Raw genomic sequence first — 14,646 nt, 5'->3', positions numbered from 1 at the left:
ATTCAATCCAAGTCCTAATTTATCACAAAGCTTTTTACATAAGTAAAGTCCTATGCCTGTTGATTTTCCAAACTTTCTTCCATTTTCTCCAGTAAATCCTTTTTCAAAAATTCTATTTATATCTCTTATGCTAATTCCTATTCCATTATCTTTTATACTTAGAATTATATTATTTTTATTTACACTTGAATCTATAGTTATTTTTCCAGTTTCTTTTTCTGAGTATTTTATAGCATTATTTATAACTTGATTTAATATAAACTCAACCCATTTTTGATCACTGTAAATTTGATTGCTTATGCTTTTTATATCTAATTGAATTTTTTTATTTATAAAATCACTAGCATTTTTTCTTATTACTTTTCTTACTACATTTTCTAAATCAAAACTTTTTACTATATAATCTTTACTAACATCATTACTTTTGCTATAGTATAAAACCTGATCTATATAATCCTCAACTTTTTTTACTTCATTTTTCATACTTATAGGTACTATATCTTCATTATTATCAATTATTAACATTAATGATGCAATAGGGGTTTTAATTTCATGTACCCAAGTTTCTATGTATTCTTGATATTCACTTTGTATATTTTTAAAGTGTTTTACATGTTCTTGCATATCACGATTACTTGTTTTAAGGATTTCATAAGTTATTTTTCCCTCTATAAAATTTGGCTCATGAATTACCTCTGATAATAGATATTTTTTATCTAAATTATCACTAATAAATATTAATTCATCATAAAATTTTTTATGCTTTATCATCTCAATTATCATATATACTATCGATGGTAAAAACCATAAAACGAAAACTAAAAATATTATTACTGGACTTATCTTTATAACTAGCATAGTGCTTGATACTATTAAAAATAGCACTAAGTTAATTGTATAAAACATAGACCTTTCTTTTAAATAATTTATTATTCCCATTTTAGTATATACCCTAACCCTCTTCTCGTTTCTATATAGTCTGTTAATCCTATTTCCTCTAATCTTTTTCTTAGTCTATTTACATTCACCGATAATGTATTATCATCCACAAAAACATCTGAGTTCCACATATAATTCATCATCTTATCTCGAGATACTATACTTTCCTTGTTTTTCATAAGATAAGCTAAAATCTTAAGTTCATTTTTACTTATCTCTAAAGAATTTCCAAAAGCTTCTATAGTTCCTTTTGATAAGTTAAGTTTTAAATCTTTATAAATAAGTATATCTGAATTTTCCATATCAGAATAAGTTCTTTTTAATACCGAACTTATTCTAGCTAGTAATATCTGAGTATTATAAGGTTTTGTTACAAAATCATCAGCTCCTAGGTTCATGCTCATAAGTTCATCTATTTCACTATCTCTACTTGTAACTATTATTATAGGTATATTTGAAGTTTTTCTGCTTTCTCTACATATATAAAATCCATCAAATACTGGTAAATTTATATCTAAAAGTATTAGATGAGGTTTTTCTTGCTGTATATCATCTATTATATTTTCAAATTTTTGAGGTGCTACAACTTTATATCCATATCTAGTTAATAAAGTCTTTAATTCCTCTCTTATACCTTCTGCATCTTCTATTATCATGATTTTCTTCATAGTTCTCCTCCTTTTTCCATAAGTTTATTATATATCAAATTTCAGTAAAGAATTCTTACAAAAAAGTAAGATAACAATTAATTAAAATTGTATATCCCTCTCTTTAATCACTAATTTTTAGCAATTATTTATATATTATAGTTTATCTTAAAAGCTCCTAAATTATAGGAGCTTTGCTATATAAATCTATTTTTAAATTTTATTATATATGTTCTAAAAAATAATTTACATTAACTAAATCAATCAAATTACAATAAAATAAGTAACTCAAAAGTCACGATATCGTGAAAGCGTGAAAACTTAATTAGAACATATATATATGTAAAGGCTTTATAAATTGCAAATCCATAAAAATCTGATAAGTATTAGTATGATATAAAATTTATGATATCTAGATTACTATTTTTCTATATGAGTTAAATGAGTCATATAAGGTATATCATCATTTTCAACTTTTTCAACCTTAAATTTATCATTGTCTTTAGGATTAATTGTTACAACATTATCTTTATACTCTGATTTATCAAATTTTATACCAATTGGCATTTGCTCCATATCGCCATATAAATAACAAACAGGCTTATTACCATTCATAAATACAATCTGTGACGTATGATCATTTTCAGTTTCTGTAATACTTCTCCACTTGTATCCTACAGTTTTATATACTTTTTCTACAGGAGTATATGGCCCAAATGCATAGGCCTTATCCCAGTCAAAAGGTGTTACTTCTGATAAACTAACTTCTTTAGTTTTCTTATCTAGCTTTAGAACTTTAATATAAAACTTCTGAAGGTTGTCAAATTCTGGATTCTTTTCAAATTTAGTTATTTCACTAGATTTGCTGATTATATCCCATTTGTTATCATTTTTTTCTAATTGAAAATTAATTTTAGAAATACATTCACCATGTTTCCCTGGCTGAGTAACTATAACTGTTTCACCAGACTTGTTCTTATAATCATGTTGCTCTATTTCTTTATGAGTATGTCCTGCAACTATAGCATCAATTCCATCTACTTCCCCCGCTAACTCTTGTATTCTATTTCCTGGATTTCTTGGTTTTTTAGGCTTTTCTCCTGAATGTACAACAGCTATTACAACATCTGGCTTCTCTTCTTTTTTCATTACATTTACCCATTTTTCAGCATCTTTTACTAAATCATTCATATATAACTTATTCTCATAGCCATATTGGTCTTTTAATTCTCTAGATTTAGTATCTATTAATTTATCTCCTACCCATTCTTTACGTTCTCCTACTTCTTTTATAGTAAGTCCTAAAATTCCTACTTTGACATTACCTTCAGAAGTTTTAATATTTTTTATTGTGTAAGGCTTTACATAACTTTTTCCATTTTTTTCATAAGTATTTGCTGATAATACATCTATACCTTGTTTTTTTAAGTCAGATACCATATTGTCTAAGTAGAATTTATCATTAGCTATAAATTCATGATTTCCAAGTACTACAGCATCATATCCAACTTCTTTCATTTCTTTTGCAATAGGAACTTCTATATATTTTTTATTATTATTTTCAAAATCCTTAATCCTTTCATCAAAATATTTATCCATCTCTGTTCCATAAGACTCAGAAGAAAAAAAATCTCCTGCATCAACTAAAGTTGTATTCTCATCTTTTTTATACTCATTTTTTACATAAGAAGATAAATCATAAGGTATCTCTCCATGTAAATCAGTAGTCGCTAATACATTTATCTCTTCTGTTTTAGTTGAAGTGCACCCTGACATTGATAATATAGATAATCCAACTATTCCCATTATTATTTTATTTTTCATAAAACTCCCCCTTTTCTTTTATACTTTATTAAAATTTATAAATATCTAAATCGCTATTTTTCTATATGGGTTAAATAAGTCATATTCTGCATATCATTATTTTCAATTTTTTTAACCTTAAATTTATCATTTTCTTTAGCATTAATTGTTACAACATTATCTTTATACTCTGACTTATCAAATTTTATACTTATTCCTATTTTATCTTTATGACAATACAAATAACAAACAGGTTTTTTACCATTCATAAATACCATCTGTACAGTATCATCATTTTCGGTTTCTGTGATACTTCTCCACTTATATCCTACAGTATCATATATTGCTTCTACAGGAGTGTGTGGTGCAAATGCATATGCCTTGTCCCATTCAAAAGCTGCTAATTCTGATAAACTAACTTCTTTAGTTTTTTTATCTAACATCATAAATTTATCCCAGAACTTCTGAATATTATCAAATTGTGGATCTTTATCAAATTTAGTTATTTCACTAGATTTGTTGATTACATCCCATTTATCTTTATTTTTCTCTAATTGGAAATTAATTTTAGAAATGCATTCTCCATGACTCCCTGGCTGAGTAACTATAACTGTTTCACCAGATTTATTCTTATAATCATGTTGTTCTATTTCTTTATGAGTATGTCCTGCTACTATAGCATCAATACCATCTACTTCTTTAGCTAAATCTTGTATTCTATTTCCTGGATTTCTTGGTTTTTTAGGCTTTTCTCCTGAATGTACAACAACTATTACAACATCTGGCTTCTCTTCTTTTTTCATTACATTTACCCATTTTTCAGCATCTTTTACTAAATCATTCATATATAATTGACCATTAAAACCTGCTTGGTCTTTCAATTCTCTAGATTTAGCATCTACTAATTTATCTCCTACCCATTCTTTACGTTCTCCTACTTCTTTTATAGTAAGCCCTAAAATTCCTAATTTAACATTACCTTCAGAAGTTTTAATATTTTTTATTGTATAAGGCTTTACATAACTTTTCCCATTTTTTTCATAAGTATTTGCTGATAATACATCTATACCTTGTTTTTCAAAGTCAGATACCATGTTGTCTAAGTAGAATTTATCTATAAATTCATGATTTCCAAGTACTACAGCATCATACCCCACTTCTTTCATTTCTTTTGCAATAGGAACTTCTATATATTTTTCATTCTTATTTTCAATATCTTTCCATATTTGGTCAAAGTATTCACTCATTGGTGTGCCATAATCACCAGAATCAAAAAAATCCCCTGCATCAACTAAAGTTGTATTCTCATCTTTTTTATGCTCATTTTTTACATAAGAAGATAAATCATAAGGTATCTCTCCATGTAAATCAGTAGTCGCTAATACATTTATCTCTTCTGTTTTAGTTGAAGTACACCCTGACATTAATAATATAGATAATCCAACTATTCCCATTATTATTTTATTTTTCATAAAACTCCCCCTTTTCTTTTGATACTTTTCTAAAATCCATAAATATCCATAATATAGTCAACATTATACAGAAGTTTTAGTAGTTTTGAAACCCGATTTTTACCATATATTTCCTTAAGCTGCAATTTAATTCAAATTTCTATACTAATTAATGGCATCATTATTATAGAAATAATATTGTAAAATGTAATTTTATTAAATTACATATAAAAAATAGATACCATTAGCTAATATGAACAGCACCCCATTTAGTAGAATTTTACAGTATCTTTTTTACTGTGTCTACTAAATGGGGTGCTGTTCAAATACGCCCGTGGTATCTATTTAAATATATTATCGTCCATTCCATTGTGACTGTGTTTATTTTCATCACTTATGTTATAAATACATATTTTGAAATAGCTATCATCTATTTTTACTATTATATTGTTTAATTAATTGTTCTTGTCCCATTTCAACTAACCTTTTACTCATAAGTCCACCAACTCTACCACCTAAAACTCCATTTTCATAAGCACTATGCTTTGCACCATCCATGTTATTACTAGAAATACCTAATTCATTTGCTATTTCTAATTTCATTTGATTTAATGCTGATTTAGCATTTGGATTTGCTAGTTTTTTTGTCATTTTTATGCCTCCTAAATTTTAGCTATTGATTGTTAATTAGTCTATTATAGTTTTCTTAATCCTTTGATATATTATACATAAACTAACAATCCTTTATTTTCTCTAGCTAACAAGACTTAACATTATATAGAGTCACTAACATATTAATAAAGATAATTCACATAAAAAATTATTAAAAATCATTATTTGAAATTTGTCTAGGCCATGAAAGTAAAATTTTTCTAGATATTTTTAAATCTTTCTCATTTGGAAAATGTAAATCACAGAAATAATTATGATAATTTGCAGTCCAAACATATTTATCCCAAACTCTCATATTTTCTTTATACATCAATAGTAGTTCTTCAATCTTTTCTTTATGTCTAAGTAATAGTTCATATTGTACTCTTTCAAATTCATATTCATTATTACACTCTGTGTAATATTTAAATATAGTATTTAGATAATTCAAAAACCATTGACCATCATTATCAATAAGTATTTTACCTTTTTGTGGAGCAACATCATAATAGTTTATATATCTCTGTAATCTTATTACTGTTTTTTCATCTAAGATAATTCTAGGATAACAGGCAATTGTACTTTCTGTATGATGAGCATCAAGAAGAGCTGGTCCAAAAACTATATCTTCATTTATATAAAAATCGCCTACACTTACGCCACCTCTAACAAAAAGACCCTCCAAAGCTAAGTTAAATTGATATTCTGATACATTTTGAAGTATCTCATCTAACTCTTCTTCTCCATCATCTTTTATTGGGTAGGCAACAACCATATTATCAGTAAAAATCTTTATCTTACCTTGACTATACTTGTTAGGAATAATACATTGTTTATTTTTATTTATAAGATAGTTAATTTCTCTAAGTAACTTGTTACCATATCCATCTCTACACGAATTTGATATCATTTGGGAAAAACCTAATATATCTATTGCACATACAATAGAATTAACTAGATTTGGATTATCTGGATCGTACTTTTGCATATTCATTTAAACACATCCTTACATACTTACTCATATTATTTCTAGGTATTTCTCTTTTTTTAATTTTCAGAAAACCTCTTTAATTTATACGCTCTATTAATAATATACTATAAAAATATATATGAGTATATAAGAAAGTAATATTTACATAATGAAGCTATATCTAAAGGTTTTAAAGATACGTATATTGTAAATAAATCTTATTTTTTTAGCTATGTTGATGAAAATTAATGTTGATAAGAAGTATTGAACACAAAAAACACCTACTAAAAAGTAAGTGCTTTATATATTTTATAATATCCTCACATGAGATACACATTGTTTTACTTTCTATCTAATTTAGCATTTAGGCTATCAATTATCGTTCTCTCCTGCGTATGTAGTTTTCTTTGCTCCTCTGTAATTACTGTGTTTACAAGTCTTAAATATTCGTTCTCAATACCTTCATTGTAATTATCTATTGCTCTTTTTATTAAGCTAATTTGGTCATTGTCTAGTTTCAAAGTTTTCATTATTCTTAATCCTCCTTATATTTTTTTAATTCTTTAGCCAATTGACTTTTATTAAGTTCTCTATTTATGTATCTACCTCTGTATATTACTTCCTCTTTAGCTATTGCAATTCCTTCTTTTTATCTTTCTAACATATTAGTTCTTTCAAATTCTAATAGTTCTTTTAATTGTGGGGTAAATTTACCATAAAAACTTTAATTGCCTATTTCTCTTAGCATGTATTTGCTAGTTAGAATAGAAGGAAAACTACAAATTTCATCTGATAGTATTAATGAATTATCAAAAAATATAATCGGTATGAAGTAAAAAACTCAGACTTAAGATAAGAGGATGTAAATAGATTTAATTATATTCATCTAAAAATATTTTGTAGAAATATCTTCACTTATATTTCAATTTCAATTGTAGATAAATTTAATGATTTTCCACCTACTTTGACTTCTAGGAATTCATTTTTTTTCATAATTAAAAGACCTCATAAAACACGAGGTCTTTTGACTTTATTATCTATTTTTACTATTATATAATTTAATTTCTATTTTGTATCATCATAAAATAACTTAGTATTAACATTAATTTTACCTAAGCCTAAATATCTGGCTTTATAATCATTTAAAAGTTCTATAAACTTTGGCGTTAATATGAGTAGTGCTAATATGTTAGCAAATATAGGTAAAGCAGTTGTTATATCGGATAATAACCATAATGTAGCACCATCATATCCTAAATATACAGACATATATACAAAACCTAATGCAGGTATAGGATAGAACCACTTGTATAATTTTAGTAATCTATCTTTTAATGGTTTCTCCCCTAATAAATATCTTAATACAACTTCTATTTGAACGTATATTCCAGAAGATGTAGTTATTCCAAATAAAAACGTTGCCCCTGCCAAAATCATTCTAGCAATAGGCCCTAATCCAACTTCAAAAGCGCTTAAAGTAAGAGTAGCACCATCTAAACCAGAACTCCATTGACCTGTTACTATAATTACTAGGGCTGTTATTGTACATATTATCAACGTATCTACAAAAACTTCAAATACTCCAAGTATACCTTGTTTAATAGGATGATCTATCTTTGATGTTGCATGTATCATTGGTGCTGAACCCCAACCTGCTTCATTTGAAAATACAGATCTTGACATTCCTGTTTTTATTGCTATTGAAAAAGTTGCTCCTGCAAATCCACCTAAGGCAGCTGTTCCTGTAAATGCACTTGAAACTATCATACCCATTGCATTTGGCAATTGAGAAATATTACTTATAATTATAACCATTCCTGCCCCAATATAAAATATACACATTAATGGAACAAGATAAGATGCTATTTTACTAATAGATTTTAATCCTCCAGCAATCATTGCATATAACACCAATGTATAAAAAATCCCTACAACCATCATATTCATATCAAGAGTATTTGCAACAGCTTCTGAAACTGTGTATGTTTGTATATTTATAAATATAGCTGTTATAAACCCTAATGAAAATATACCAATAATAACCTTAGAAAATTTTTTAAATCCTTTTTTACATCCAATTCCCTTTTTCATATAATACGTTGGACCACCAAACGTATCATCTCCAAGTCCTCTAGATCTATAATAAACCGCTAAGGTTATCTCACTCATTTTTATAATCATTCCAAATAACCCTGCCATCCACATCCAAAATATAGCTCCAGGACCGCCTATAGCTATTGCAGTTGCTACTCCACCTATATTCCCAACACCAATAGTAGTACCAATGGCCATACTCATAGCTTGATAAGAAGAAATCATCCCTGAATCTTTTGAAGCATTTCTTTTGAATAATTGTGTATGTATCTCTTTTGATATAGACTTTACAAATCTAAATTGAAAGAATCCTGATTTAATAGTCAAATAAAAACCTGTTCCCAGAAGTAATATAATTAGAGGCATTCCCCAAAGATAATTCCATACAATATTTTCTATAACAGCTCTACTGTCCATATTTCCCCCTGTAATTTTGATTTATAATTAACTCTAAAATCTAAGAGATAAACAACTTAATCCGCCATCTAACTTTCTATATTCTGAAGTGTCAACTACTACTACTTCGTAACCTGCATCTTCTATAACTTTTTTAGTTCTTTCATAACCATATGGAACAATAACTTTGTCATTTACCCATATACAATTAGCTGAATAACTTTCATGTTCTGATATAATCAATTTATTAAATTTTTTAAATTCTTCTTTTTCTATAAACTCCCCTGCAACTAATAAATTATTATTTTCTAAATATGCCAATCCCGTTTTTAAATGTAGTACTTCTTCTAATGTTACTATGGAACCTGTATGCCCATGTTTTTCTAATTTTTGTATAAACTGTCTTGCCCCTTCTTCATTAGTTCTAAGAGATTTTCCTATATAAAAATGATTTCCAACCATCATAACATCTCCACCCTCTATAGTACCTGGGTATGTTATATATTCTATTTTATCCTCTTTGAAAAATTGTTTCATAACTTTTTTTACAGCTTCTATTTCCTTATTTCTAGATTCTGCTCCAGGGTTACATATTATAGCACAGTTTTTTGTAACTACTGCTGTATCTTCTATAAAACATGAATCTGGAAATCTTTCATCTGCATCTAAAGTTGTAACCTGTACTTTGCAACTTTTTAAAGCTTCTATATAATTATCATGTTGCTTTAAAGCTAGCTCATAATTTGGTTTTCCTAATTCTGGTGCTGAGGTTATTCCCTTTACTATAGATTTTGATGGTCTTTTTACAATTACATTTTTAAACATATTAGCATCTACCTCCAATTTTTTTATTTAACATTATATGTTTATTCAAATTTTTTTATTAATATATGTCTTTATTTAAAGATTTAAAATATTAAAATGGTACCATTATCCTAGTAAACGAATAATATAGTAATTAGATAAATAATAAAGATAAAAAGTGACAAATTTTATGATTTAAGCTGTCACTTTTTCTTAAAGTATGCATTCATTTAAATTTGGAGGATAGCAGCATGAAAAAAGTAATTTACAATATTTTTGCCAAAGCAAAGGCAATAACATCAAGGCAATTTCCTTATGAAATTAAAGTTATCGCTGAAAAATTATATGTACCCTGGGCCATAGAGATAAGCGATGAAGGCAACCTATATTTTACGGAGAGGTCTGGGGCAATTAGAATTATTAAAGATGGTAAACTTCAGCCACAGCCTCTCATCACATTTAGTGCACCCTTTGTAAGTCAGGAAGAAGGCGGTTTGATGGGTATTGCTCTAGACCCAAATTATTCGCAAAACCATTATATGTATGTTATGCATTCATATGCAGAAGGTAATCGAATCTATAACCGTGTTGTCAGATTGGTTGAAAACAATAACAATGCATCCATTGACCAGGTTCTTGTGGATAAAATCCCTGGTGGACGAATTCACAATGGAGGAAGGCTAAGGATAGGTCCAGATCAGAAATTATATATAACAACGGGAGATGCAGGCAATCCTGAATTAGCACAAGATCCCACAAGTACAGCCGGAAAAATACTGAGAATAGAATTAGACGGCACGGTTCCTAAAGATAATCCAATTATTAATTCCCTTGTTTATAGCTTAGGTCATCGAAACCCGCAAGGCTTAGCGTGGAATTCAAAAAATGTCTTGTATGCATCAGAACATGGACAGTCGGCGCATGATGAGATAAATATAATACAACCAGGAGCTAATTATGGCTGGCCTCTAGTTCAAGGAAATGAAGACTCCACGGAAGTTATGATACAAAAGCCTTTGATACACAGCGGAGAAGATACATGGGCACCCTCTGGTATTACCTTCGCAAATCAAGGACCATGGCAAGGAGAATTACTCATTGCTACTTTGCGCGGGCAGCAACTGCTTGCTATCTCATTGAATGGAAAAGGAACGGTAGTTAAGAATGTAGAATCATGGTTGAAAAATGAGTATGGTCGTTTGCGTGAAGTTATTCAGGGGAAAGATGGATCACTTTACCTGACAACAAGTAATAGGGATGGCAGAGGTAATCCTGATATAGATGATGATAAAATTATCCGCCTCATTCCGAAATAAAGCGATATTTAAAGACCTCAAGAAAAACAACTTTGCGCGAGGGAATGAACATTTATAATTTACAATGTATCATGAGCACAGTTAGATAATATTAATCTATAGACTATTTAAAGCTTTTACTATGTTGAAGTCTTATCTTTAAATAGTCTTTTATTATAATTGTTAGATTAAAGACTATAATTACAATAGGTGTAAAGGTATATTGTTACAGTAATTATATGTTAACATAGAATTACTAAATGATACGTAATTGAATCAACTTTGGTAACTTTTTTCGAAAATATGATAGGTAGGCTTAAAGTGCTGCACTACATTTGACAAATTATCGATGAAAAAATTCTATTTTCCGTAACGTACGTTCTCTAATTTACCTAAAACATAGTGTATAATGTACATATAAAGACAACATATCGAAAGGAGATTTAAAAATGAAAAGACAAATAATTGAAATAAATCAAGAAAAATGTATAGGATGTGGATTATGTGCAAATGCATGTCACCAAGGAGCTATACAAGTTGTAAATGGTAAAGCAAAGTTAATGAGCGATTCTTACTGTGACGGACTTGGAATGTGTTTACCAGCATGTCCAGTTGATGCAATAAAATTAAAAGAAAAAGAAACTACAGAATTTGACTCATCTAGAAAGGGATATGCCCTTAAGCAAGAAAAGCAATCAGTTGGCTGCCCTGGATCTGCAAGTAAGGTATTGAAAACTAATTCAGGATGCGGATGTCAAGGATCAGCTCCTAAAGAAATAAATACTACTGAGTCTCAATTAAATCAATGGCCTGTACAGTTAAAGCTTGTAAGTCCTGCAGCGGATTTTTGGAATAATGCAGATATATTAATAGCAGCAGACTGTTGTGCATATTCTTACTCAAACTTTCACAATGAATTTATGAAAAATAAAATTACGGTTATTGGCTGTCCAAAACTTGATGACAACCAATATTATATAGATAAACTTACAGAAATATTCAAAACAAAAGATATAAACAGTATAACAGTTACAAGAATGTCAGTTCCTTGCTGTGGAGGATTAGTTCGTGCAGTAAAAGAAGCTATCTCAAATTCGAACACAAAAGCTTCATACAATGAATTTATAATATCTACAGATGGAAATATAATATAATATAATAAAAAATGTATCTACTAATAAGAAAAGAGCCTTAGAAATAATTCTAATGGCTCTCTTTTTTTGTCTTGATATTCTAAATTTCGTCTAATGCGACCTGCTTCCAGTACGGTCATTGTTTTCAATTTCAGTCACATACGTTGCTCAAAATATCATTTTTTATATTTCTAGATTCATTTGTATCACTATAATTCACCATTTCTTTTTATTTAAACCATATTTTATTTAACGATCAGATAATCTTACTCTAATAGAAGATGTTTTATCATTAAATTCATTACCTACATAAGGAGTATCTTTTCTTACAGTCATTGTTTTTCCTTTAAAATTAGCATCTGTATATAAAGTAACAACAAATCCCTTAGGTACTTTAATAGAACTTAATTTGTTATTTCCTATAGTCAATCTATTTGAATTATAACTACCAACTTTTAAATCTTGAGATTTGCCTTGATAATTAGCATTTTCGTAAATTGTCACAACTTTATCATCACTACTAATAGATTCCACTTTAATAGAAGAAGCCATATCATTAAATTCATTACCTACATAAGGAGTATCTTGTGTTACAGTCATTGTTTTTCCACTAAAATTAGCATCTGCATATAACGTAACAACAAATCCTTTAGGCACTTTAATAGAACTTAATTTGTCATTTCCTATCGTCAATTGATTTATATTATAGTTACCAACTTTTAAATCTTGAGATTTCCCTTGATAATTAGCATCTGTATAAATTTTTACAACTTTATCATCACTACTAATCTGTTCTACTTTAATGGAAGAAGCCATATCATTAAATTCATTACCTACATAAGGAGTATCTTGTGTTAATGTCATTGTCTTTCCACTAAAATTAGCATCTGCATATAACGTAACAACAAATCCTTTAGGCACTTTAATAGAACTTAATTGGTCATTTCCTATCGTCAATTGATTTATATTATAGTTACCAGCTTTTAAATCTTGAGATTTTCCTTGATAATTAGCATCTGTATAAATTTTTACAACTTTATCATCACTACTAATCTGTTCTACTTTAATAGAAGAAGCCATATCATTAAATTCATTACCTACATAAGGAGTATCTTGTGTTACTGTCATTGTCTTTCCACTAAAATTAGCATCTGCATATAACGTAACAACAAATCCTTTAGGAACCTTAATAGAACTTAATTGGTCATTTCCAATAGTCAATTGGTCGATATTATAGTTCCCAACTTTTAAATCTTGAGATTTCCCTTGGTAATTAGCATGTTCATAAATCGTAACAGACTGACGTTCTTTAGATTTTGAAACTAATTGTTTAATTTTAAATTTAGATTTGCTAGTTCTCCTATATTCATTTGCTCTTAATACATCATCATCATCAACACATATATAATGTCCATTATCACATTTTAAACTTACTTCCTTTTTATTAATAAAATTTAATCTAAAAACAGAAGCTTGAGTCTTATCCAGGACATTAGCTTTTAAAGTATTATCCTCATCAACAGTAATATAATATCCATCTTGTAATTGTAATACTACGTTAAAAGGCGAAATTTGTATCAAATTAAATAAAGTATTTAAATTAATATCATTAGCCATTACTATATTTTGATTTTTAGATATTGATAAGTAATTATTATTTTGTACGGATTTAAAACTCACCAATTTAATTATATTCTCCATAATATTTCCCACCTTAATACAATTTTTAAAAATATTTATGTTCATCCTAACTATGCGTATCCTAAATAAGAGTTTATCTCCACCTATATATATTATGATAATATTAATACTTTGTTACCTCTTTAAACAACTTGTTTGCGAACTGCTTTTTCAAGCTATTCTAATTAATTCTTTCCCACTATTTAATTCTATAACATCAACAACATCTCTTAATGATTCTGGTAAATCATCCTTAGTTAGCTGATAGTATTTCATCAACTTTGTTATCTTTTGTAAATAAATCAATAGTTGATGATGGTGTAGCATTAACAGAAAATGAGGATAAATGTATAATTACTAAATATTAGGATATAATGTAAATATCCACTGAATACTTATAGACTTCATTAAAGCATTTTTTATTTTTCATAATTTTTTTAAAAGACAGGCATCGGTACCTGTCTTTTTACGATTCTATTTACTGGTAAATAGAATCGTAAAAAACAAATACAATTATGTATGAATTATGATAAATCTGTTTATACAGATGATTTTTTAATATATCTATATAGTAACAAACTAAAAAAAATCCAAGTGTGCGTTCTTTTGCACTCTTGGATATTTTTATATAAACCTATTAATTATTAATTTCATATAGGTTTATTATTTTCAATCATATATAAATATATTTTATTCCATCATCCATACTCTTCAATGTAGAAACATTCTCAAGTTGAATATTTTTTAACTTTGCAGCTGTACTCATTCCTGCTGCAACAGCAC

Annotated in this window: 13 protein-coding genes; 3 read left to right on the top strand and 10 right to left on the bottom strand. The window is 28.0% G+C overall.

The window, feature by feature from the left end; genetic code table 11:
- From AC11VW_RS03780 to AC11VW_RS03750, 7 genes are all read right to left on the bottom strand, one after another.
- Positions 1–939, bottom strand: a 939-nt coding sequence (locus AC11VW_RS03780) for a sensor histidine kinase (RefSeq protein ID WP_484300056.1), incomplete at its 3' end; no start/stop codon positions are given.
- Positions 930–1,607 (bottom strand): response regulator transcription factor, encoded by a 678-nt coding sequence (locus AC11VW_RS03775; RefSeq protein WP_484300055.1) that lies wholly within the window; start codon positions 1,605–1,607, stop codon positions 930–932. The genes AC11VW_RS03775 and AC11VW_RS03780, both read right to left, overlap by 10 nt.
- 399 nt (positions 1,608–2,006) lie before the next feature.
- Positions 2,007–3,410 carry a metallophosphoesterase gene (locus tag AC11VW_RS03770; protein ID WP_484300054.1) on the bottom strand — a complete coding sequence of 468 codons (1,404 nt, stop codon included), beginning with the start codon at positions 3,408–3,410 and terminating at the stop codon, positions 2,007–2,009.
- Positions 3,411–3,463: 53 nt separating this feature from the next.
- Entirely contained in the window at positions 3,464–4,861 is a 1,398-nt protein-coding gene (locus AC11VW_RS03765; RefSeq protein ID WP_484300053.1) for a metallophosphoesterase, read from the bottom strand.
- 405 nt (positions 4,862–5,266) lie between these two features.
- Entirely contained in the window at positions 5,267–5,491 is a 225-nt protein-coding gene (locus tag AC11VW_RS03760) for a small, acid-soluble spore protein, alpha/beta type (RefSeq protein ID WP_484300052.1), read from the bottom strand.
- Positions 5,492–5,663: 172 nt separating this feature from the next.
- Positions 5,664–6,485, bottom strand: coding sequence for a hypothetical protein (locus tag AC11VW_RS03755; protein ID WP_484300051.1), 822 nt, complete (start codon positions 6,483–6,485; stop codon positions 5,664–5,666).
- Positions 6,486–6,802: 317 nt separating this feature from the next.
- Positions 6,803–6,991 (bottom strand): hypothetical protein, encoded by a 189-nt coding sequence (locus tag AC11VW_RS03750; protein ID WP_484300050.1) that lies wholly within the window; start codon positions 6,989–6,991, stop codon positions 6,803–6,805.
- A gap of 198 nt (positions 6,992–7,189) precedes the next feature.
- Between AC11VW_RS03750 and AC11VW_RS03745 the strand changes: the two genes are divergently transcribed.
- A complete protein-coding gene (locus AC11VW_RS03745) occupies positions 7,190–7,297 on the top strand; it encodes a YvrJ family protein (protein ID WP_484300049.1) in 108 nt (35 codons plus the stop codon).
- A 229-nt stretch (positions 7,298–7,526) separates the two neighbouring features.
- Here AC11VW_RS03745 and AC11VW_RS03740 read toward each other — a convergent pair whose 3' ends face one another.
- Together AC11VW_RS03740 and AC11VW_RS03735 are read right to left on the bottom strand one after the other, a co-directional pair.
- Complete coding sequence (locus AC11VW_RS03740) at positions 7,527–8,972, bottom strand: alanine/glycine:cation symporter family protein (RefSeq protein ID WP_484300048.1); 1,446 nt, start codon at positions 8,970–8,972, stop codon at positions 7,527–7,529.
- 33 nt (positions 8,973–9,005) lie between these two features.
- Positions 9,006–9,776 (bottom strand): dimethylarginine dimethylaminohydrolase family protein, encoded by a 771-nt coding sequence (locus tag AC11VW_RS03735; RefSeq protein ID WP_484300047.1) that lies wholly within the window; start codon positions 9,774–9,776, stop codon positions 9,006–9,008.
- A gap of 230 nt (positions 9,777–10,006) precedes the next feature.
- Between AC11VW_RS03735 and AC11VW_RS03730 the strand changes: the two genes are divergently transcribed.
- Both AC11VW_RS03730 and AC11VW_RS03725 read left to right on the top strand, forming a co-directional pair.
- Positions 10,007–11,071 carry a PQQ-dependent sugar dehydrogenase gene (locus tag AC11VW_RS03730; protein ID WP_484300046.1) on the top strand — a complete coding sequence of 355 codons (1,065 nt, stop codon included), beginning with the start codon at positions 10,007–10,009 and terminating at the stop codon, positions 11,069–11,071.
- Between the two features lie 428 nt (positions 11,072–11,499).
- Positions 11,500–12,204, top strand: coding sequence for an ATP-binding protein (locus AC11VW_RS03725; protein ID WP_484300045.1), 705 nt, complete (start codon positions 11,500–11,502; stop codon positions 12,202–12,204).
- A gap of 228 nt (positions 12,205–12,432) precedes the next feature.
- Here AC11VW_RS03725 and AC11VW_RS03720 read toward each other — a convergent pair whose 3' ends face one another.
- Entirely contained in the window at positions 12,433–13,884 is a 1,452-nt protein-coding gene (locus AC11VW_RS03720; protein ID WP_484300044.1) for a beta/gamma crystallin-related protein, read from the bottom strand.
- Between the last annotated feature and the right edge of the window lie 762 nt (positions 13,885–14,646).

This window comes from Romboutsia sp. (genome assembly GCF_056995035.1).
The sequence above is the reverse complement of the archived record's forward strand: the minus strand, read 5'-3'. Positions and strand labels throughout refer to the sequence as shown.